22 protein-coding genes are annotated in these 18546 nt (G+C 65.5%); 17 read left to right on the top strand and 5 right to left on the bottom strand.

Annotation, left to right across the window (positions count from 1 at the left end; genetic code table 11):
- Nucleotides 1-180 precede the first annotated feature (180 nt).
- Genes FB547_RS21695 through FB547_RS21635 form a run of 13 tightly spaced genes read left to right on the top strand, consistent with a single transcriptional unit; the run spans nucleotide 181 to nucleotide 12600 of the window.
- Nucleotides 181-2181, top strand: a complete 2001-nt coding sequence (locus FB547_RS21695; protein ID WP_145745754.1) for a conjugal transfer protein TraG — start codon at nucleotides 181-183, stop codon at nucleotides 2179-2181.
- Nucleotides 2178-2645, top strand: coding sequence for a CopG family transcriptional regulator (locus FB547_RS21690; protein WP_145745753.1), 468 nt, complete (start codon nucleotides 2178-2180; stop codon nucleotides 2643-2645). The genes FB547_RS21695 and FB547_RS21690 overlap by 4 nt, the downstream gene beginning before the upstream one ends.
- The gene (gene trbB, locus FB547_RS21685) at nucleotides 2629-3684 is read left to right on the top strand and encodes a P-type conjugative transfer ATPase TrbB (RefSeq protein WP_410000808.1); all 1056 of its coding nucleotides are present in this window, start codon (nucleotides 2629-2631) and stop codon (nucleotides 3682-3684) included. The genes FB547_RS21690 and trbB overlap by 17 nt, the downstream gene beginning before the upstream one ends.
- Entirely contained in the window at nucleotides 3681-4013 is a 333-nt protein-coding gene (locus tag FB547_RS21680; RefSeq protein ID WP_145745752.1) for a TrbC/VirB2 family protein, read from the top strand. The genes trbB and FB547_RS21680 overlap by 4 nt, the downstream gene beginning before the upstream one ends.
- Nucleotides 4010-4294 carry a VirB3 family type IV secretion system protein gene (locus FB547_RS21675; protein ID WP_145745751.1) on the top strand — a complete coding sequence of 95 codons (285 nt, stop codon included), beginning with the start codon at nucleotides 4010-4012 and terminating at the stop codon, nucleotides 4292-4294. Before FB547_RS21680 ends, FB547_RS21675 begins: the two co-directional genes overlap by 4 nt.
- A gap of 19 nt (nucleotides 4295-4313) precedes the next feature.
- Nucleotides 4314-6812, top strand: a complete 2499-nt coding sequence (gene trbE, locus FB547_RS21670; protein WP_145745750.1) for a conjugal transfer protein TrbE — start codon at nucleotides 4314-4316, stop codon at nucleotides 6810-6812.
- Nucleotides 6809-7573 carry a P-type conjugative transfer protein TrbJ gene (gene trbJ, locus FB547_RS21665; protein WP_145745749.1) on the top strand — a complete coding sequence of 255 codons (765 nt, stop codon included), beginning with the start codon at nucleotides 6809-6811 and terminating at the stop codon, nucleotides 7571-7573. Before trbE ends, trbJ begins: the two co-directional genes overlap by 4 nt.
- 9 nt (nucleotides 7574-7582) lie before the next feature.
- On the top strand, nucleotides 7583-7891 hold the full coding sequence (locus FB547_RS21660; protein WP_145745748.1) for an EexN family lipoprotein: 309 nt from the start codon (nucleotides 7583-7585) through the stop codon (nucleotides 7889-7891).
- Nucleotides 7892-7895: 4 nt separating this feature from the next.
- Complete coding sequence (trbL, locus tag FB547_RS21655) at nucleotides 7896-9269, top strand: P-type conjugative transfer protein TrbL (RefSeq protein WP_145745747.1); 1374 nt, start codon at nucleotides 7896-7898, stop codon at nucleotides 9267-9269.
- Nucleotides 9270-9294: 25 nt separating this feature from the next.
- Complete coding sequence (gene trbF / locus FB547_RS21650; RefSeq protein WP_145745746.1) at nucleotides 9295-10011, top strand: conjugal transfer protein TrbF; 717 nt, start codon at nucleotides 9295-9297, stop codon at nucleotides 10009-10011.
- A complete protein-coding gene (gene trbG / locus FB547_RS21645; RefSeq protein WP_145745745.1) occupies nucleotides 10008-11048 on the top strand; it encodes a P-type conjugative transfer protein TrbG in 1041 nt (346 codons plus the stop codon). The genes trbF and trbG overlap by 4 nt, the downstream gene beginning before the upstream one ends.
- Nucleotides 11045-12346 (top strand): TrbI/VirB10 family protein, encoded by a 1302-nt coding sequence (locus FB547_RS21640; RefSeq protein ID WP_145745744.1) that lies wholly within the window; start codon nucleotides 11045-11047, stop codon nucleotides 12344-12346. The genes trbG and FB547_RS21640 overlap by 4 nt, the downstream gene beginning before the upstream one ends.
- Entirely contained in the window at nucleotides 12343-12600 is a 258-nt protein-coding gene (locus FB547_RS21635; RefSeq protein ID WP_145745743.1) for a DUF2274 domain-containing protein, read from the top strand. The genes FB547_RS21640 and FB547_RS21635 overlap by 4 nt, the downstream gene beginning before the upstream one ends.
- A gap of 84 nt (nucleotides 12601-12684) precedes the next feature.
- On the opposite strand, the gene FB547_RS33875 is transcribed toward FB547_RS21635, so the two are convergent.
- The 5 genes from FB547_RS33875 to FB547_RS21615 all read right to left on the bottom strand — a co-directional run bounded on the left by FB547_RS33875 (nucleotide 12685) and on the right by FB547_RS21615 (nucleotide 15767).
- Complete coding sequence (locus FB547_RS33875; protein ID WP_222431248.1) at nucleotides 12685-13041, bottom strand: DUF6527 family protein; 357 nt, start codon at nucleotides 13039-13041, stop codon at nucleotides 12685-12687.
- Between the two features lies 1 nt (nucleotide 13042).
- The gene (locus FB547_RS21630; protein WP_145745742.1) at nucleotides 13043-13450 is read right to left on the bottom strand and encodes a hypothetical protein; all 408 of its coding nucleotides are present in this window, start codon (nucleotides 13448-13450) and stop codon (nucleotides 13043-13045) included.
- A gap of 318 nt (nucleotides 13451-13768) precedes the next feature.
- The gene (locus FB547_RS21625; RefSeq protein ID WP_145745741.1) at nucleotides 13769-15118 is read right to left on the bottom strand and encodes a ThiF family adenylyltransferase; all 1350 of its coding nucleotides are present in this window, start codon (nucleotides 15116-15118) and stop codon (nucleotides 13769-13771) included.
- Nucleotides 15103-15507 (bottom strand): E2/UBC family protein, encoded by a 405-nt coding sequence (locus tag FB547_RS21620; protein WP_145745740.1) that lies wholly within the window; start codon nucleotides 15505-15507, stop codon nucleotides 15103-15105. The genes FB547_RS21625 and FB547_RS21620 overlap by 16 nt, the downstream gene beginning before the upstream one ends.
- Entirely contained in the window at nucleotides 15507-15767 is a 261-nt protein-coding gene (locus tag FB547_RS21615) for a multiubiquitin domain-containing protein (protein ID WP_145745739.1), read from the bottom strand. The genes FB547_RS21620 and FB547_RS21615 overlap by 1 nt, the downstream gene beginning before the upstream one ends.
- 123 nt (nucleotides 15768-15890) lie before the next feature.
- Between FB547_RS21615 and FB547_RS21610 the strand changes: the two genes are divergently transcribed.
- Genes FB547_RS21610 through FB547_RS21595 form a run of 4 tightly spaced genes read left to right on the top strand, consistent with a single transcriptional unit; the run spans nucleotide 15891 to nucleotide 18145 of the window.
- Nucleotides 15891-16106, top strand: a complete 216-nt coding sequence (locus FB547_RS21610; protein WP_145745738.1) for a transcriptional regulator — start codon at nucleotides 15891-15893, stop codon at nucleotides 16104-16106.
- Entirely contained in the window at nucleotides 16103-16780 is a 678-nt protein-coding gene (locus FB547_RS21605; protein ID WP_145745737.1) for a hypothetical protein, read from the top strand. The genes FB547_RS21610 and FB547_RS21605 overlap by 4 nt, the downstream gene beginning before the upstream one ends.
- The gene (locus FB547_RS21600) at nucleotides 16761-17237 is read left to right on the top strand and encodes a hypothetical protein (protein ID WP_145745736.1); all 477 of its coding nucleotides are present in this window, start codon (nucleotides 16761-16763) and stop codon (nucleotides 17235-17237) included. Before FB547_RS21605 ends, FB547_RS21600 begins: the two co-directional genes overlap by 20 nt.
- A 38-nt stretch (nucleotides 17238-17275) precedes the next feature.
- Nucleotides 17276-18145 carry an ImmA/IrrE family metallo-endopeptidase gene (locus FB547_RS21595; RefSeq protein WP_145745735.1) on the top strand — a complete coding sequence of 290 codons (870 nt, stop codon included), beginning with the start codon at nucleotides 17276-17278 and terminating at the stop codon, nucleotides 18143-18145.
- Nucleotides 18146-18546: the final 401 nt, after the last annotated feature.

The raw sequence follows: 18546 nt of genomic DNA, 5'->3' as shown, positions 1-18546 counted from the left end.
ATGACAGCCTGAAGGCTCATGCACTCAGCAGAAGAAGGAGTCGCAAGCCAGTCCCACGCCAACGTACGCCACGCCACGCCCCCATGGGTGTGCCGCCCGGCGGCTTGATTCCAGACTCATGCCTGCGTGCCGCAGCGGCACACATGTGCTGGAACTCATACGCCTGGGAGGTGGCGCCCTATGCCGACAGCAGCGACCGGCATCCTGTTCGGACAGATATTCGTGGTGCTCGGCGCCGCCTTGGGCGGGGTGTGGGCGGCCACGCAGTGGACGGCGCACGCGCTGGGTTACCAATCGAGGCTCGGGCCCTGGTGGTTCGAGGTTTCCGGCGTGCCAGTCTACGAGCCGTGGAAGCTGTTCGCGTGGTGGTACTTCTACGAGACCTATGCGCCCCAGGTGTTCAAGCGTGGTGGGGTCATAGCCGCATTGAGCGGGATGTCGGCGACGGGCGCAGCCATTGCGATGGCCGTATGGCGCGCGCGGATGGCCAAGCGCGTCACAACTTACGGTTCCGCGCGCTGGGCCGAGCGTGAGGAGATCGACAAGGTCGGACTGACGAAGCCGGCAGGTGTGTTCCTCGGCAAGACTTCGGACAAGAGCGGCGCCTATCTGCGTCATGAGGGCCCAGAGCATGTGATGGCGTTCGCGCCCACGCGCTCCGGCAAGGGCGTCGGGCTCGTGGTGCCCACGCTGCTGTCCTGGCCCGGCTCGGCCGTGATCCACGACATCAAGGGCGAGAACTGGAATCTCACGGCTGGCTGGCGCGCTCGCTTCTCGCACTGCCTGCTGTTCAATCCGATCGAGGCGCGCTCGGCTGCCTACAACCCGCTGCTCGAAGTGCGCCGCGGCGCGCACGAGGTGCGCGACGTGCAGAACATCGCGGACATCCTGGTCGATCCTGAGGGCGCACTCGAGCGGCGTAACCACTGGGAGAAGACCAGCCATGCGCTGTTGGTCGGGGCGATCCTGCATGTGCTCTACGCGGGTGAGGACAAGACGCTGCGTGGGGTGGCGAACTTCCTTTCCGATCCCGCATGCCCCTTCGAGGTCACGCTGCACCGGATGATGACGACGCGGCACCTGGGTGAGGACATCCATCCGGTCGTTGCTTCGGCTGCCCGTGAGGTGCTCAACAAGAGCGACAACGAGCGCTCCGGGGTGCTGTCCACGGCCATGTCCTTCCTGGGGCTGTATCGCGACCCGACGGTGGCTGAAGTCACCTCGCGCTGCGACTGGCGCATCGCCGACCTGATCTCGGCGAAACACCCGGTCTCGCTGTACCTGGTCGTCCCGCCCTCGGACATCAGCCGCACCAAGCCGCTGATCCGCCTGATCCTCAACCAGATCGGCCGGCGCCTCACCGAATCGCTCGACGGGTCCGATGGCATCGCACGGCTCCACAAGCTGCTGCTGATGCTCGACGAGTTCCCGGCGCTGGGCCGACTGGACTTCTTCGAATCTGCGCTGGCGTTCATGGCCGGCTACGACCTGCGTGCCTTCCTGATCGCGCAGTCCCTGAACCAGATCGACAAGGCCTATGGCCCGAATCACGCGATTCTTGACAACTGCCATGTGCGCATTGCGTTCGGCACCAACGACGAGCGCACGGCCAAGCGCATCTCGGAGGCGCTGGGGACGGCCACCGAGTTGCGCGCGCAGCGCAACTACGCGGGGCACCGGCTCGCGCCGTGGCTGGGCCACCTGATGGTTTCGCGCCAGGAGACGGCGCGGCCGCTGCTGACGCCGGGCGAAGTGATGCAGCTGCCACCCGACGACGCGGTGGTGATGGTCTCCGGCCATCCGCCGATCAAGGCTAGGAAGCTGCGCTACTACCAGGACCGCAACTTCACGCGGCGTGTGCTGCCACCACCGGCGCTGGCTGCGGGCTTCTACGGGGATCGTCCTGCGACACGGCCCGACGACTGGAGCGGACTGGCGCCGCTGATCGCTCCTGAGTCTTTGTCGTCAGTCGATGCGGGTGGCTTTGCCGACGAGGGCGGCTACCAGCTCAAGCCCGAGCTGGAAGTCGTGCGCGACACGCCGGCGCTGCCGGAGGACGACAGCCTGCTGGTGCTCTATGACGAGGACGACGTACCGCTGGGGCCGCGGGACGTGGGTCGTCAGCTCACGCGCACTGCGCGCCTCGCCGCGCTGGACCCTGACGACGGGATCGCCCTATGAGCCGGGCTCGCCTCAACATCTTCATCGAGCCGGAGCACGCCAAACGGCTGGATCGTCTGGCGGTGCACAAGGGTGTCTCGAAATCTGCCGTGATCGCCGCGGCGCTGGCGTCGTTCCTGTCGCCCGATGGCGGCGACCAGCGCGAGGCAGCGATCGCCAAACGCCTGGACCGGCTCTCGCGCCAGTTCGACCGGCTGGAGCGCGACCAGAACATCCTGATCGAAACGGTCGCGCTCTATGTCCGCTACTTCCTCACCGTCTCGATCCCGGTGCCCGAGGGCCAGCAGGAAGCCGCACGCGCGCAGGGGCGGGCCCGCTATGTGCAGTTCATCGAGCAGCTCGGGCGGCACCTGCAGCGCGGGCGCAGTCTGGTACGCGAGGTCCATGAGGAGATCGAGCCTGAAGCGGCGCCAATGCACGCAGGGCAGGAGCCGGAGGAGGCCGCTGATGGTCCAGCCGTCTGATCGTTCTTCCGGCTCGTCGCCAGGCGTCGTGGACAACGCGGTGGCCCGGCGCATCCGCATGTTGCGCACCGCCATGGGGCCAGAAATCGCAGCGGCCCTCGCCGATCCGGAGGTTGTGGAGGTGCTGCTCAACCCCGATGGTTCGCTGTGGGTGGACCGGCTCGGCAGCGGCCGCGCGCCGACCGACGCGGCGCTGCCGCCGCCCGTGGCCGAACGCATCATCCGGCTCGTCGCCGCGCACGTGCGCGCCGAGGTGCATGCCGGTATGCCGATCCTCTCGGCCGAGCTGCCCGAGACCGGCGAGCGTTTCCTGGGCGTATTGCCGCCGGTGGTGCGGGCGCCGTCCTTCGCGATCCGCAAGCGGGCGCTGCGCATCATGACCCTCGCGCACTACGTGGCCGACGGCATCCTGACCGAAGCGCAAGCCGCGTTCCTGCGGCGGGCGGTGCGCGACCGCCTGAACATCGTGGTGGCCGGCGGCACCAGCACGGGCAAGACGACGCTCGCGAACGCGTTGCTCGACGAGATCGCCGACACCCGAGATCGGGTGCTGATCCTCGAGGACACGGTGGAGCTGCAATGCCGCTCCGACGACCACGTGAGCATGCGCAGCGAACCGGGCGTGACCACCATGGCCGACCTGGTGCGCGCCACCTTGCGGCTGCGGCCCGACCGCATCGTGGTCGGCGAGGTGCGCGGCGCCGAGGCGCTGGACCTGCTCAAGGCCTGGGGCACCGGGCATCCGGGCGGGATCGCCACCGTGCATGCCGGCTCCGCGCAGGGCGCCCTCACGCGGCTGGAGCAACTGGTGCAGGAGGTCTCCGTGACGGTGCCGCGCGCCCTGATTGCCGAGGCGGTCCACGTCATCGTCTTCATCGCCGGGCGCGGCCGTGCCCGGCGGGTGCGCGAAATCGCGCGTGTCGTCGGCCATGACAGCGAAGGCTACCAGTTCGATACCTCGGCGGTGCCCGGCTTCCCGTTGCTCTCTTCGTCCCTCTCTGCTCCTTCCATCCCTTCGTCTTCTGGAGAACCGTCATGACGATTCCACGCAGTTCCATAAAGCCGCTTCTGCACGCGGCTGCTGCGGCAGCGCTCTTACTGGCCGTCGCGCTGCCCGCGCGGGCTGCAGGCTCGAACATGCCCTGGGAAGCACCGCTGCAGTCGATCCTCGACTCGATCCAGGGGCCGGTGGCCAAGATCGTCGCGGTGATCATCATCATCGTGACGGGCCTGACACTGGCTTTTGGCGACACCAGTGGGGGCCTTCGCAAGCTGATCCAGATCGTGTTCGGCCTGTCAATCGCGTTCGCTGCGTCCAGTTTTTTCCTGACCTTCTTCAGCTTCTCGGGCGGGGCGGTGCTGGCATGAACGCGCCGACTGTCTTCTCGCCGGGCGTCGCGCCAGGCTTCGAGATCCCGCTGCACCGGTCCCTCACAGAGCCGATCCTGCTGGGCGGCGCGCCGCGTACCGTGGCGATCGCCAACGGCACGCTGGCCGCTGCCGTGGGACTGGGACTGCAGCTCTGGCTGCCCGGCGTCGCGCTCTGGATCGTCGGCCACGCGCTGGCTGTCTGGGGTGCGAGGCTGGATCCGCAGTTCATGCAGGTCTTTGCGCGGCACATCAAGCAGCGTCCGCTGCTGGACGCGTAAGGCGGGAAGGGGAGACGCGATGCTGAATCTCGCCGAATACCGAAAGCGGCCGGCGCTGCTGGCCGACTGGCTGCCCTGGGCCGGCCTGGTTGCGCCCGGGGTCGTGCTCAACAAGGATGGATCGTTCCAGCGCACGGCGCGGTTTCGCGGGCCGGACCTGGACAGCGCCACGCAGGGCGAGTTCGTCGCCACCTCGGCGCGTTTGAACAACGCGCTACGGCGGCTCGGCTCGGGTTGGGCGCTGTTCGTGGAGGCCGAGCGGCGCGAAGCGGCAGGCTATCCCGAGTCTTCGTTCCCCGAGGCGCTCTCCTGGCTGGTCGACGAGGAGCGCCGCGCGGCCTTCGAGGAGGACGCCAGCCACTTCGAGAGCCGCTACCACCTGACGCTGCTGTGCCTGCCGCCCGAGGAGTCGAAGGCACGCGCCACGGGCCTGCTCTACGAGAACGCCGGGACGAAAGAAAAGTCGGGATCGGATGCCTCGAATGGGTCGGACTGGAGAGGACGGCTGGAAGCTTTCGTCTCCGAGACAGAGCGCTTCCTCGGCCTGCTCGAAGACGTGATGCCCGAGATAGGCTGGCTTGACGATGCCCAAACGCTGACCCACCTGCACGGCTGCGTGTCCACGCGTCGGCATGCGGTCGCAGTGCCCGAGGTCGCGATGCACCTCGATGCGCTGCTGGCCGACGAGCCGCTGACGGGCGGGCTGGCGCCGATGCTCGGGGGCCGGCATCTGCGCGTGCTGTCAGTGCGCGGCTTTCCCACCTCGACCTGGCCGGGCCTGCTCGACGACCTCAACCGCCTGGGCTTCGCCTACCGCTGGAGCACGCGCTTCCTGTGCCTGGACAAAGCCGAGGCGGAGAAGGAGCTCGTGCGCCTGCGCCGCCAGTGGTTCGCCAAGCGCAAGAACATCGTAGCCTTGCTGCGCGAGACGATCTTCCAGCAGGAGAGCCCTCTGGTCGACTCCGACGCTTCGAACAAGGCGGCGGATGCCGACGCGGCGCTGCAGGAGCTCGGCAGCGACCAGGTGGCTTTCGGCTACGTGACCGCCACCGTGACGGTGCTCGATGCCGACGCAACGGCGGCCGACGAGAAGCTGCGTGCGGTCGAGCGCACGATCCAGGGCCGGGGCTTCGTCACGATCCCTGAAACACTCAATGCGGTCGAGGCCTGGCTGTCGTCGATCCCGGGCCATGCGTACGCGAATGTGCGCCAGCCCATCATCTCGACCTTGAACCTCGCGCACATGTTGCCGGTGTCAGCCGTGTGGGCAGGCCCCGAGCGCAATGCGCACCTCGACGGGCCACCGCTGATCGTCACGCGCACCGATGGCGCGACACCGTTCCGGCTGGTCACGCACATCGGCGACGTCGGCCACACGCTGGTGGTCGGGCCGACCGGCATGGGCAAGTCGGTGCTGCTCGCCACACTGGCGCTGCAGTTCCGCCGCTATGCCGGCTCGCGCATCCTGGCCTTCGACATGGGGCGCTCGATGCGCGCCACGGTCCTCGGGCTCGGCGGCGAGCACTACGACCTCGGTACCGATGGAGAGATCGCTTTTCAGCCACTGGCGCGCATCGACCAGGACAGATACCGCACCTGGGCGGCGGAGTGGGTGGAGGGACGGCTTCGGCAGGAGGGCCTCGAGGTCGGGCCGGCCGAGCGGGAGATGGTGTGGTCCGCGCTGGCCAGCCTCGCCAGCGCGCCGCCCGAGCAGCGCACGATGACGGGCCTGGCGGTGTTGCTGCAGTCGAACGCCCTGCGCCAGGCGCTGGCGCCCTACGTGCTTGGCGGTGCGCACGGGCGGCTGCTGGACGCGGACCGGGATCGGCTGGGGACCTCCTCCGTCCAGTGTTTCGAGATGGAGGAGCTGATGCACAGCAAGGCGGCCGTGCTGGCTGTGCTCGGCTACCTCTTCGCGCGCTTCGACGAACGCTTCGACGGCGCGCCGACGCTCCTGATCTTGGACGAGGCCTGGCTGTTTCTCGACGACCCGGTGTTCGCGGCGCGCATCCGGCAGTGGCTCAAGACGCTGCGCAAGAAGAACGTCTCGGTCATCTTCGCCACGCAGAGCCTGGCCGACATCCAGAACTCCAGCATCGCGCCGGCCATTGTGGAGAGCTGCGCGAGCCGGATCTTCCTGCCCAACCCGCAGGCCACCGAACCGCAGATCCGCGTGATCTATGAGGGCTTCGGGCTCAACGGCCGGCAGATCGACATCGTCGCCACGGCGCAGCCCAAGCGTGACTACTACTACCAGTCGCGCCTGGGCAATCGGGTCTTCGAGCTCGGGCTCGGGCCGGTGGCGCTGGCCTTCGCGGGTGCGGCCTCGCCCGAGGATCAGCGCGCGCTCGACCGCGCGCAGGCCTCGGTGTTGCAGTCGCCGTTCACGCGAATGCCTTCGGTCTTCGCGGCAGCCTGGCTGCGCCACCGTGGTTTGGGTTGGGCCGCCGACCTCATCCCTTCGTTTTCATCTGCATCCCTATCCCCTTCCTCAACCCCGCAGGAGCCGTTGCCATGAACCTCCAATCTTCACTCAAACCCCGGATCGCCGCGCTGGTCGCGGCCGGCGCGATCGCTTTCGGTGTGGCCCCGCCGGCGCATGCGCTCTTCGGCGTCGGCGACACCGTGTTCGATGCTTCCAACTTCATCCAGAACATGCTGACGGCTGCCCGCGCGCTGGAGCAGATCAACAATCAGGTCGAGCAGTTGCAGAACGAGGCGCAGATGCTGAGCAACCAGGCGAGGAACCTCACGAGCCTGGACTTCAGCGCGCTGTCCGAGCTCAAGTCGACCCTGGCGGCCACGAACCAGCTGATCCAGCAGGCACAGGGGCTGGCCTTCAACGTCTCGCGCATGGAAGAGGAGTTCAAGCGGCTGTACCCCGAGTCCTTTTCGGCGGCGCTGTCCGGTGCCCAGATGGCCGGCGATGCGCGTCAACGCTGGCGCAACTCGCTGGAAGCACTGCGCACCGCCACACAGGTGCAGTCGCGGGCCATGCAGAACTTCGCGTCGGACGAGAAGGCGCTCACGGATCTTGTGAATCGCAGCCAGTCGGCCACCGGGGCCCTGCAGGCGATGCAGGCGACCAACCAGTTGCTGGCGCTGCAGTCGCGCCAGGCGATCCAGGCGCAGCAGCTGCAGATCACGCAGGACCGCGCAATGGCCCTGGAGCAGGCGAGGCAGGTGGCGGTGCAGGAGCGCGCGCGCGAGGTGCGCCGGCGCTTCATGGGCAGCGGCACGCCGTACACGCCCTACAGCGTGAATTTCTACGGCCACTGAGGGGCAGCTATGAAGAACCTTCTCCTCCTCGTCACTGCCGCTGTGGTCCTGGTGCTCGCCGGCTGCGGCAAGTCAGAACCTTCCCGGTCCTCGATCGAGTCCGTCGAATCCCTGGTCGCGAATCCCGAGCGCCTCAAGGAACTGCGCGCGCAGTGCAAGGCCGACCATGCGAGGATGGGCGACGCGCAGTGCCATGCGGTGGCCGAGGCCACGCGCCAGCGCTTCATGAGGGGCGGTCAATCGCCTTACGCGAGCGAGCCGGTCCCGCCGCCGGCAGCTCCTGCCTCACCGCCGGCCGGCGCGGACGCCAAGGACTGACGCCATGGACGATGTCGCGGTCATCGATCGCTTCCTCGATGTCTTCTCGCGCTACATCGATTCGGGCTTCGGCCTGCTGCACGGCGAGGTGGCGTTCCTCACGGCCACGCTGGTCGTGATCGACATGACGCTGGCCGGGCTGTTCTGGGCCATGAGCCATGCGGCGGGGCAGGGCGACGACGTGATCGCAAGGTTGGTCCGGAAGGTGCTCTACGTGGGGGCCTTTGCTTTCATCATCGGCAATTTCAACCAGCTGGCCGGGGTCCTGTTCCGTTCGTTCGCGGGGCTCGGTCTGGTGGCGTCGGGCTCCAGCCTGACACAGGCGCAGTTCCTGCAGCCCGGCCGGCTGGCGCAGGTCGGCATCGATGCGGGCCGGCCGATCATGGAACAGATCAGCGAGATGACGGGCTTCCCCGAAACCTTCGCTCATCTGGACACCATCGCCGTGCTGTTCCTGGCCTGGCTGGTGTTGATCGTGAGCTTCTTCGTGCTCGCGGTGCAGCTCTTCGTCACCTTGATTGAGTTCAAGCTGACGACGCTGGCGGGCTTCGTGCTGGTTCCCTTCGCGCTGTGGAACAAGACTGCGTTCCTGGCCGAGAAGGTGCTGGGCAACGTGGTGTCCGCCGGCATCAAGGTGCTGGTGCTGGCCGTGATCGTGGGGATCGGCACCGGCCTCTTCGCAGAGTTCCGCACACCTCCCGGGGCCGATCCCTCCATCGACCATGCGCTGACCGTCATGCTGGCGGCGCTTGCGATGCTGGGCCTGGGGATCTTTGGGCCGGGGATCGCGACCGGACTTGTGTCGGGCGCGCCGCAGCTCGGTGCCGGCGCGGCGGCGGGAACGGCCCTGGGTGCGGCGGGCCTGGCCGTCGCCGGTGGCGCGGCCGTGGCGAGCGCGGGTTCTGCCGTGGCCGCGGGGGCACGCATGGCGCCCGGCGCGGCGCGTGCGGCCATCGGGGGCGGCGCTGCGGCTGCGCGATCGGCCAATGGCCTGGCAAGCGGCGCGAGGTCGGCCTACCAGGCCGGCGCCGCGGCGTCCGGCGGTGGCGGCGTCCGGGCGGCCGGGGCCGGCCTTGCCCATGTCGCGAAAAGCGGCGCCGGGGCCGTTGGCCAGCGCGTCGCGTCCGGCGCCAAGGCGGTCAAGGACCGCATGGCGAACTTCGTGTCCGATGCCGTGGCGCCCGCCGCCGCGGGGAATGCGGCATCTGCCAGTGCGGACGAGGCCGGCGCACCACCCCCCGAGCCTGCGTGGGCCCGGCAGATGCGCCGCAAGCAGCAACTGAGCCATGCGGCCTCGACGACGGCGCATGTCCTGCGCTCGGGCGACCACGGCGGCAGCGGCACCGGTCCGAGTCTGCGCGACGACTCCAATGCCTGATCCGCCTTCCTGAGGAGAACCATCCATGCGATTCAAGCGACCCCAGGTGCGGTACTCGGACACGCCCGAGTCCGTCACCCCCTATCAAGCCGCGGCGCAGGCCTGGGACCAGCGCATCGGCAGCGCGCGCGTGCAGGCGAAGAACTGGCGGGTCATGGCCTTTGGCTGCCTCTCGCTGGCCTTGGTGATGGCCGGAGGGCTGGTGTGGCGGTCGGCACAGTCCATCGTGACGCCCTATGTCGTCGAGGTGGACAGCGCGGGGCAGGTGCGCGCGGTCGGCGAGGCCGCGACGCCGTACAAGCCCAGCGACGCACAGATCGCACACCACCTGGCGCGCTTCGTCACCGACGTGCGATCCCTGTCGATCGATCCGATCGTGGTGCGGCAGAACTGGCTCGAGGCCTACGACTACACGACCGACCGCGGCGCCGCGACGCTGAACGACCACGCGCGTGCCAACGATCCGTTCTCGCGCATCGGGCAGGAGTCGATTGCCGTTCAGATCAACAGCGTGGTGCGCGCGAGCGATTCGTCGTTCCAGGTGCGCTGGACGGAGCGGCGCTATGTCAACGGCGAAGCGGCCGGGCTGGAACGCTGGACCGCGGTGCTCGCGATCGTGCTGCAGGCGCCGCGCACCGAGGAGCGGCTGCGCAAGAACCCGTTGGGCATCTACGTCCACGGCCTGTCCTGGAGCCGCGAGCTCGATGCGACGGACGCTGCAACGAAAGGAACCAAGCCATGAAGACGGATTTCCGTAAACACGCATTTGCTCCGATCCTGATTGGGGCGGCTGTCCTTGTCGGCTGCGCCACGCAGGGCAGGCCGCCGCCGGCAATCTCGCTGGATGAGCCGGTGGCCGTCGCCGCGCAGCCATTGCCGGAACCGACCCCGCCCGTCGAGGTGGTGGAGGTGCCCAAGCCCTTGCCGCTGCCCGGGCAGATGAAGGCGCTGTCGAGCGAGAAGGAAGCGAAGCCGACGCCCGAGCCCGTCGACGAGAAAGTGCGGGTCTCGCGAGCCAACGAAGAGGCCCGCATCGTGCCGACGCGCGAGGGCTACGTCAACGCGATCCAGGTGTGGCCCTATGCCGAAGGCGCGCTGTATCAGGTCTACACGAGCCCGGGTCGCGTGACCGTCATCGCGCTGCAGGAGGGCGAGGAACTGGTGGCGGTCTCGGCCGGCGACACGGTGCGCTGGATCGTGGGGGATACGCTCAGCGGCAGTGGTGCGAACCAGCGGGTCAACGTGCTGGCGAAACCCACGCGTGTGGGCCTGAAGACGAACCTGGTCATCACGACGAACCGGCGCGCCTACCTGCTGGAACTGTCTTCGACGCCGCAGGCCTGGATGGCGTCGGTGTCCTGGGACTATCCGAAGGACCGGATGTTGGCGCTGCAGAAACAGGCGAGGGAGGCGCAGGCCGCGGCGCCGGTGGAGTCGGGCCTGTCGGTGCAGCAGATCCGGTTCCGTTATGCGATCAGCGGCGATGCGCCGTCCTGGAAGCCGCTGCGCGCCTTCGATGACGGGCAGAAGGTCTACATCCAGTTCCCGGGCAGCATCGCGCAGGGCGAGCTGCCGCCGCTGTTCGTGATTGGGCCGCAGGGCGATGGGCAGCTCGTGAACTACCGTTTCCGTTCGCCGTACTACGTGGTAGATCGGTTGTTCGGTGCGGCGGAACTGCGGCTGGGCGGCTTCAAGGGCGGCAAGGCCGAGGTCGTGCGCATCGAGCGCACGGATGGCGCGATCGGCAGCGTTCAGGGTGCGCGGAGCGACGGGTCATGAGTGTGGAAGACAGTTCGCCGCCCCAATCGCCCAAGGTGGCGCCGGAGACGGTGGCCCTGCGCGCGCAACCGCGGCCGGTCGTGCGGCTCAACCGCCGCATGCTGGCGGTCGGCGCCGGCACCCTGGCCGCGGCCGTGCTGGGCGGCACGATGTGGTCACTGCAGTCTCAGAAGCGCGAGCGTGACCCGGCCGCCGAGTTGTACAACGTCGAGCGCGTGGCCCGGGCGGACGGACTGGACCAGTTGCCGAAGGACTATGCCGGGATGCCGCCCGCGTCGAAGCCGGCGCCACCGGTGCTGGGGCCGCCGCTGCCGGGAGATCTCGGGGCGGCCATGGCGAAGGCACAGCAGCCGATGGAGGCGAGGGCGGGCCATGGCGTCGATCCGGCGCAGGCCGAGCGGTTGGCGGCCGAGGAGGCGGCGCGGTCCTCGGTGTTCTTCCGGCGCAGCGGTGACGGTGCCGCTCCGATGCGGAGGACTGTTGCCGAGAACGCCATGACCGCAACTGCCGCCGATGTGTCTGGACCGAGGGCGGGTCAGCAGCCGTTCAATCCCTTGGGCGCGATGAGCCCAGCCGTGGCTTCGCCGGCCGACCCTGTGGCGGCGCAGAACCGCCAAGACCGCAAGGAAGCGTTTCTTGCGAATGCCGGTGACACGACCACGCGCAATCCGGGCGGCCTGCAGCTTCCGGCTTCGCCCTACCAGGTAGTGGCGGGGACCATCATCCCGGCGGCGCTGGTGACGGGCATCAACTCCGACCTGCCGGGACAGGTGATCGCCAGCGTGACCGAGGCGGTCTATGACACGGCCTCGGGGCGCCATCTGCTGATTCCGCAGGGTTCGCGGCTGATCGGGCGCTACGACAGCCAGGTGGCGTTCGGGCAGCGGCGCGTGCTGCTGGTGTGGATGCGGCTGATTCTGCCAGACACGTCGTCGGTGGCGCTGGACCGGTTGCCGGGGATCGATCCGGCCGGTTACGCCGGGCTGGAGGACGGTGTCGACTGGCACTGGGATCGCATCCTGGCTGGTGCAGCGCTGTCGACGCTGCTCGGTGTAGGGGCCGAGCTGGCGGCACCGCAGAGCCAGACCGATCAGGACGGCAATCGCCTAGTGATCGCCGTGCGTGAGGGAGCGCAGGATACGGTGAATCAGGTCGGGCAGGAGATCACCAAGCGCAACGCGAGTATTCAGCCGACGTTGACGATCCGGCCGGGGTTTCCGGTGCGGGTGATGGTGAGCAAGGACCTCATCTTGCGGCCGTACCAGCCGCTGTTTTTTCAGCGCGGAGCTTCGCAATGAGCACGAACAAGCTGCGGCTTGGTCCTTTGCCGAAGGCCGAGACCACCAAGCTCACAGTAACTCTCCCTGCCGACTTGAAGAAGCGACTTGAGCAGTACGCGAAAGTGCATAGCCAAGCACATGGCGAACAGGTTGATGCAGCCGCGCTGATTCCACACATGCTTGATACCTTCATCTCGCGCGACCGGGAATTCCTTAAGCGCAGCCGCACGAGTGACGCCTTGTCGGTCCCAACGCATCTGCCAAGTACCTGACACATGCCTATCATCTCACTGCAATAGTTCGCGCATGTGTTCTCCACTTTCGGGCTTCATCGCCTCGCCTAAGCTGCCAGCCTCCTAGCACCAGATGACGTGACCATCTCGGACTAAGAAGTGGGCGCCGCACGTTGTCGAGTCCACCGACGGAAAGATCGATGGCCCTTGCTCGTCGGAAACCACTCGCCATGACGGATGGTGGCTCGTCATCAAGTTGAGAGCGACCTGCTGCCCGCAACCGCAAGGGCACACAAAAAAGCACCACTTGTTCGTTCCGCCACTCCGAAAGAGCGCGACTACTTCGTTGCTCCGACCTGAAGCAACAGCACGGGCACGTTCTTCAAAGACTTGCAAGCGGAAGCGTCGCTCCCTTGGTGCGCGGCCTAGCGAACGAAGCCAGCGACCGATGGCGATAAGCGCATGCGTGATCCACTTCATGTCAGACGACTCGCTCGACGGCCGTGCGAGGGCGTAAAACGCTCAGGCGGCGGTTGTAGGCAGCGATCCAGGAGAGGTGTTCGGTGCGCAGTGCGGTCACCAGCCGTTCGACCAGCGAGTCGTCGATGGCGACAGGGTCCCCATGGGCGAAGGCATTCCTTCTGGTTTGAATTTCCTGCAGGAGAGACGCGATGGGCGCGTAGCCAGCATCGGTCAGATCGGCGTTGTAAGTTGTGTTGAACAAGATCTTGTACAGCCGGTCCATCCTTGCGCCCACGGAGCGGTAGCGAATGCGAAGGTTCTCGGCTTCTTCCGCAGGACGATAGGAAAGCCCCAAGTTGATGAGACGGTCGATGCGGGACTCGAAGTAGGTCCAGAAGAGCAGAACGATGCCAACCTTGTCGGCCATGTGCCTGCCCGCTACGTGCGGTTGGGGAAGGACCTCCACGTTCAGCGCCGGACGTTTCCACTCCCGCTCGATCAACTCCAGATAGACGTAGTCCTCATAGCGACCCTCTGCACCGGGGACGACGTATGTTGGAGGATCTCCGGGCCGGCTTGGGTCGGTAGGTTCGCACGGGCTCGTGCGGTCACACACCGGACACGCTGGCTCACTGGAGCGAAGGGCAGCGCACTCGCACTTGTAGAAGCCATACCATAGACTGCTCCAGGGGGAGCGGGCGGGGAGGTGGTCGAACCACACATATTCTTTCTCAGGTTCCATTTCTCATCCCCAGGAGAGGCCGAGATGCGGCAATACGTCACCCGCGGCGAACGACACGTCGTTGGCGCAGATGCAGTTCGCTCGCCTCGTGCCCGAGTTTGACCGCACGGTGCCAAGGTCGAGGCGCATGAGCGACTCGTCCCCCAGAGATTTTCGAGCCCCGGGCAGGAACAGGCGTGCGAGAAATTCGGCTGCCGCCATCGACGCAACTGCCGATGTGTAGGCGACGACAGCTGGTGCAGGTTCGTCAAGCTCAGGTGCATAGCCTTGTCGAACCTGAGCCGAACGTTCGTCGAGTCGCATCGCTTCCAAGCGTAGGCCTTCAGCGCTGATTCGCCCTCGGCAGAACAAGCATGGGCTTCCGGGAGTCATGGTGGTAATTCGGCCCCACACCTCCTTGATGGACTGCTGCGACGCCTCGATCTTGACACCCAGATCAATCACCGGTGTCAGGTAGTGCAGATGGTGTGCCATGAGGATGCTACGCGGCATCTCTTTGTCGACGCAGCTGAAGATCACATCGCAATCGCGCAGCATGGCGGCCACGTCCTGTCGACAGATGCTGCCCTCAACCGCGTCGACGATGGTCCCCAGGCCGATGGATCGCAGATGCTCTTCAAGCACACGTACCTTGGCCTGCCCAACCTGGCCCATCGTTGCGCCCAATACTCGCGGAACGTTCGTGTCCTCCAACTTGTCATCATCGAACAGGCGAAGTGTTCCCACACCGAGCCTTGCCAACACCTGCGCGGCAGCTGAACCGGTGCCGCCGGCGCCGACGACGCCGATCACAAGCTGCCCAAGCAAGGCCTGACCGTCGCGTCCGATGGCACGGATCGACCTGTCGAAGATATCTTGCTTGGCGACGCTCGCGCCTGCATGGACCTTCCACTGCGCCCCCCACTCAGCGATGACGTCTAGAGCCGCTGGCTCAGGCATGTAGATCCGGCCCACCATGCACCCATCGCACACTACAAGCGCACCGTGGGTCCGCCCAGGTACCCGGGCCTTGAAGAATTCAATCAGCTTTGGTTCCTCGCGGTCGTCCTGGTCTGAAAAGTAGAGAGCCCCGGACGGATGTGAGTGCACAAAGATGATCGAACTGCCTGCGTCTCGGGCAATCTTAGCCGCCGACGTGTACGCCGGACTGGCCAGGGACATGCCCGCTGTGTGCTGGCGCAGGTAATCCTCCGGACGCACCGACACGACCTGGTTGACTATGAGCTTGCAGGATCTGTCGGTACGCACCTCCGTGCACAGCAAGAACGCCGCACGCTCGACGAATGGGGCCGCCTGTAAAGCCTCGTGCAGGCTTCGCGCAGTGGCATCGCTGAAAACTAGGCTGGATCGCATGCGGTCTCCTTTCCGGCCCCTTGGAGCTCTCGTTGAATGTGGACGAAGAACGAACGCAGGCTGTCGACACCCGGCTGCCAGGGCGTCTGGTTCAGATGCCGAGAGAAGCGTTGCCAGTTGCGCCCGCAGTGGCTTTCAACGTAGTCCGATGCGGGGGCGTACTGCCCCGTGGCTTGCAAGCGGATAGGGGGGGCGCAGTACCACATGTCCAACGGAGTCATGGGATAGCCGTTCGGGATGCGGACCATCAGGTCTGTGCGGTCCGGCGTGAAGCCGCCCCCTGTTACGCAAAAGCTCTTCACGACCAGGCAAGACTGGCCCTGAGCTGGGACCAATTCCCAGTCCAGCCCTCGCTCGCGCAGGAACGCTTGATCTTGCGCGCGCAGCATCACTCGGCTCCCGGGTTGATGGTGGAGGGCGCCGTGTAGAAGCGGCTACCGCGGTGCACGCGGTAGGTCTTGCCGGGCTCGATCAGGACGTCATCACGAGGGCCGGGCGTCTCGAGGAACAAGTCGCGGTTGGCCGAGACATCCGGCTTGGGGACAGCCCTCAGTTGTGCGCCGGTCAGTTCGCGGTCTTCAATGAAGTAGGTCACCTCGTCGATGACGATCTCGATGGGGTGGCTGGGTTTGTGGTCAATCGCTGTCATGGCTGCTCCGTGGCTAAAAAGTAGCTGTAGAGTAGCTATTAAATGAAGTTGACGCAAGTGGCTAGTGAATTATTTTTAGCTAAAAAGCGTATAATTTCGGTACCGAGTCAAAGGAAAACTGAGATGACGCCAGCCAAGAAGACGATGACGCTTAACCTGACGGACGCCGAGATGACCGTGCTCGAGCAGTTGGCCGCGGAGAAGGACATCACCAAGACCGCGCTCCTCCGCCAGGCGTTGCGGCTTTATCAGTTGCTGGATTCGCGTACCAAGGCGGGAGAGAAGCTCTTCTTTGAAGACGAGAAAAGCAAAGAAAAGAAGGAAGTGGTGGTGCTGTGACCGAAAGCGAAGACATCGAACTCTGGGACAACGCCCGCAAGGTCTGGGAGCCGGGGACGTTGTGGCGGCAACCCGACACGCAACTCGTGCTGCGCGCGGAAGAGCAGTGGCGTGGATGGATGGAGGGCGTGGCCGCCATCAATGTCGACCGTGAACTCGGGGTGACACTGCCATTCACGTATGCGCACTGGCCGTGGGGCTTCATAGCCGTCCAGGCCAGCCGGTCTCTTCGTGAAGAGGTCTACGCGGTGACGCGGACGATTAACCCCGGCACCGACGGGCAACGCGTCTGGGTCGAAGGCCTGATGCACTTGAGTACCTACGAGCATGCCTGCCGCGCGGAGAGTCACAAGGGGAAGCCGGGGATCTACCTCGATCTCATCGCCACTGCGCCGTGGAACCTGCCTGGGGTTCTGACCCCGCCGCGGTATCAGTTGGTTGGAAAGATCTTGATGCGACAGGCGGTCGATATCAGCCGAGACCTCGGTTTTAAGGGGCGGGTCGGGTTGCACGCGCTGGACGACGCGGCACTTTGGTATGAAAAGAAGATCGGGATGGTCAGCCTCGGCCGCGACCCGAAGAAGGAAAACCTCGAGTACTTCGAACTCGAGGAGGCTGCGGCCGAGGCGTTCTACCCGTTGGAAGGAGATGATGATGAAGAAAATCCCGCGTAGCTGGCTAGAGCGACATCTAGAGCCCGTTGGGACCGAAGTACCTCTTGCTGGCACTGGTGACCTGACCGCGTTCGAAGCTCGAGTGGCTCGAGCTGAACACACTGCCGCTCAACCCACGCCTGCCCGCGCGATGGCTGTCGTGGTGAAGGCTGCCTGTGCACAAGAGAGGCTGGATAGGAAGACGTTGGCAGACCGATCGGGACTGTCTGAAGACGACGTTACAAAGCTGCTTGACGCAGCAGTTCAGCCGTCACTACGCGTTGTCGCTGGTGTGTCAAAGGCTCTGCGCCTGTCGCGAGGGAAGCTCGCAACCATAGCTGGCTTTGGCAGCGTCAAAGACGCGCAAAACGATGCCGTCATGGTGAGGTACGCGACTCTTTCCAAGGGGATGAGTACGTTGGACGAAAACAGTCAAGATCTTGTCCAGGATTTCATAAAGTTCATGTCCGAAGACTGAACTGGGACGGATAGACAACAACGAAATGAGGGCTGAGGATGAAGGGACCACTTGTACCAGTTGAAGAATCGAAGGCAATTGCAGTCCGGGTCGACCGATTGCTAGCGGACCTGGGTCGACCCAAGCCGCCGATCAGCCTTGCGCAAGTCCGGGCAGTCCAAAAACTGGACGTGCGCTACTATTCCGTCGGAAACCCCGACTTCATGGACCGCCTAGCGCACAAGATGCGCATTGCCGGGAAGGTCATCACGGAACCTTGGCGCCTGGTCGAGGCCGTCAAACAGATGGATCTCAAGGCGCTGCTGCTTCCCGATGCCAAGAGGATCCTCATCGACGATGACTTGCACGACATCAAGAAGCGGTGGGCAGAGGCACACGAGATCACTCACGACTTGCTCGACTGGCACAAGGACTTCATGTACGGCGATGCCGAAGTGACGCTGTTGCCCTCCTGCGAAGCGATGATCGAGGCAGAAGCCAATCTCGGCGCAGGCTTGATTCTGTTCCCAGGCTATTACATCAACGACTATCTCAGCGGCAAGGATCCGCTCATGTCTTTGGCGATGAATCTGGCGAACGACTCGGGCAACAGCATTTCATCCGCGGGATGGCGGATTGCAGAGCACTCGGGCCGACCGACCTTCTTCATGATCTGCGAGCCGGGTTCCTTGCGGGAGGCGTCAGTAAAACACTTGGCGGTTTCGACGCCGTTCGAGCAAAGGTTCGGCCACATCCAGGCTCCCCAACTGTTCACGATCGTGAAAGCCAACGCTCGGCACGCGCGCGGCGGACCATTGGGTGCATTCACGTACGCACTGAGGGATGTGGAAGGCCGTCAACACGAGTTTGTGTTCGATGTCTTCAGCAACGGGCACTCCATCCTGACGATGGGGTACACGAAGGTCTAGAGATCGCCTAGCCGTTTCCATCGCCTCTACCGCGCCAATACGAATGACAAATCAGACGCCAAACACCCCTTCAGCGACGGGTCGCTGCGATGACAAGCGCGAGGACTTCCTGCTGGAGACATACCGGCAGACCTCTACCCACCTGGGTCGGCACATCACTGGCCTGTGGCAATGCGTGGGAGTCGTAGGAGCCGCGCTGATTGTCTTTGCCCAAGACAAGGACAAGCCGCTGAACGACTACTCGTGCACCTTGGTCGTGATGCTGTGCGGATGGCTCGCCGCGACGACGTTGGACGCGAGCAATTGGTTCGTAAGCGCTCAATAAACCACGCCCTTGCGCGCGGCGCCGGAATCGATGCGCGCGCAGAGGTCTACGGTTCGACGAGCTCGATGTTCCAGGG

It is taken from the genome of Variovorax beijingensis (assembly GCF_007828835.1).
GTDB classification, from domain to species: domain Bacteria; phylum Pseudomonadota; class Gammaproteobacteria; order Burkholderiales; family Burkholderiaceae_C; genus Variovorax; species Variovorax beijingensis_A.
The sequence above is the reverse complement of the archived record's forward strand: the minus strand, read 5'-3'. Positions and strand labels throughout refer to the sequence as shown.

Excerpts from the sequence above, each read along its gene's own strand:
- FB547_RS21695 (WP_145745754.1), top strand. The coding sequence starts at position 181 with ATGCCGACAGCAGCGACCGGCATCCTGTTCGGACAGATATTCGTGGTG.
- FB547_RS21690 (WP_145745753.1), top strand. The coding sequence starts at position 2,178 with ATGAGCCGGGCTCGCCTCAACATCTTCATCGAGCCGGAGCACGCCAAA.
- trbB (WP_410000808.1), top strand. The coding sequence starts at position 2,629 with ATGGTCCAGCCGTCTGATCGTTCTTCCGGCTCGTCGCCAGGCGTCGTG.
- FB547_RS21680 (WP_145745752.1), top strand. The coding sequence starts at position 3,681 with ATGACGATTCCACGCAGTTCCATAAAGCCGCTTCTGCACGCGGCTGCT.
- FB547_RS21675 (WP_145745751.1), top strand. The coding sequence starts at position 4,010 with ATGAACGCGCCGACTGTCTTCTCGCCGGGCGTCGCGCCAGGCTTCGAG.
- trbE (WP_145745750.1), top strand. The coding sequence starts at position 4,314 with ATGCTGAATCTCGCCGAATACCGAAAGCGGCCGGCGCTGCTGGCCGAC.
- trbJ (WP_145745749.1), top strand. The coding sequence starts at position 6,809 with ATGAACCTCCAATCTTCACTCAAACCCCGGATCGCCGCGCTGGTCGCG.
- FB547_RS21660 (WP_145745748.1), top strand. The coding sequence starts at position 7,583 with ATGAAGAACCTTCTCCTCCTCGTCACTGCCGCTGTGGTCCTGGTGCTC.
- trbL (WP_145745747.1), top strand. The coding sequence starts at position 7,896 with ATGGACGATGTCGCGGTCATCGATCGCTTCCTCGATGTCTTCTCGCGC.
- trbF (WP_145745746.1), top strand. The coding sequence starts at position 9,295 with ATGCGATTCAAGCGACCCCAGGTGCGGTACTCGGACACGCCCGAGTCC.
- trbG (WP_145745745.1), top strand. The coding sequence starts at position 10,008 with ATGAAGACGGATTTCCGTAAACACGCATTTGCTCCGATCCTGATTGGG.
- FB547_RS21640 (WP_145745744.1), top strand. The coding sequence starts at position 11,045 with ATGAGTGTGGAAGACAGTTCGCCGCCCCAATCGCCCAAGGTGGCGCCG.
- FB547_RS21635 (WP_145745743.1), top strand. The coding sequence starts at position 12,343 with ATGAGCACGAACAAGCTGCGGCTTGGTCCTTTGCCGAAGGCCGAGACC.
- FB547_RS33875 (WP_222431248.1), bottom strand. The coding sequence starts at position 13,041 with ATGAAGTGGATCACGCATGCGCTTATCGCCATCGGTCGCTGGCTTCGT.
- FB547_RS21630 (WP_145745742.1), bottom strand. The coding sequence starts at position 13,450 with ATGGCCGACAAGGTTGGCATCGTTCTGCTCTTCTGGACCTACTTCGAG.
- FB547_RS21625 (WP_145745741.1), bottom strand. The coding sequence starts at position 15,118 with ATGCGATCCAGCCTAGTTTTCAGCGATGCCACTGCGCGAAGCCTGCAC.
- FB547_RS21620 (WP_145745740.1), bottom strand. The coding sequence starts at position 15,507 with ATGCTGCGCGCGCAAGATCAAGCGTTCCTGCGCGAGCGAGGGCTGGAC.
- FB547_RS21615 (WP_145745739.1), bottom strand. The coding sequence starts at position 15,767 with ATGACAGCGATTGACCACAAACCCAGCCACCCCATCGAGATCGTCATC.
- FB547_RS21610 (WP_145745738.1), top strand. The coding sequence starts at position 15,891 with ATGACGCCAGCCAAGAAGACGATGACGCTTAACCTGACGGACGCCGAG.
- FB547_RS21600 (WP_145745736.1), top strand. The coding sequence starts at position 16,761 with ATGAAGAAAATCCCGCGTAGCTGGCTAGAGCGACATCTAGAGCCCGTT.
- FB547_RS21595 (WP_145745735.1), top strand. The coding sequence starts at position 17,276 with ATGAAGGGACCACTTGTACCAGTTGAAGAATCGAAGGCAATTGCAGTC.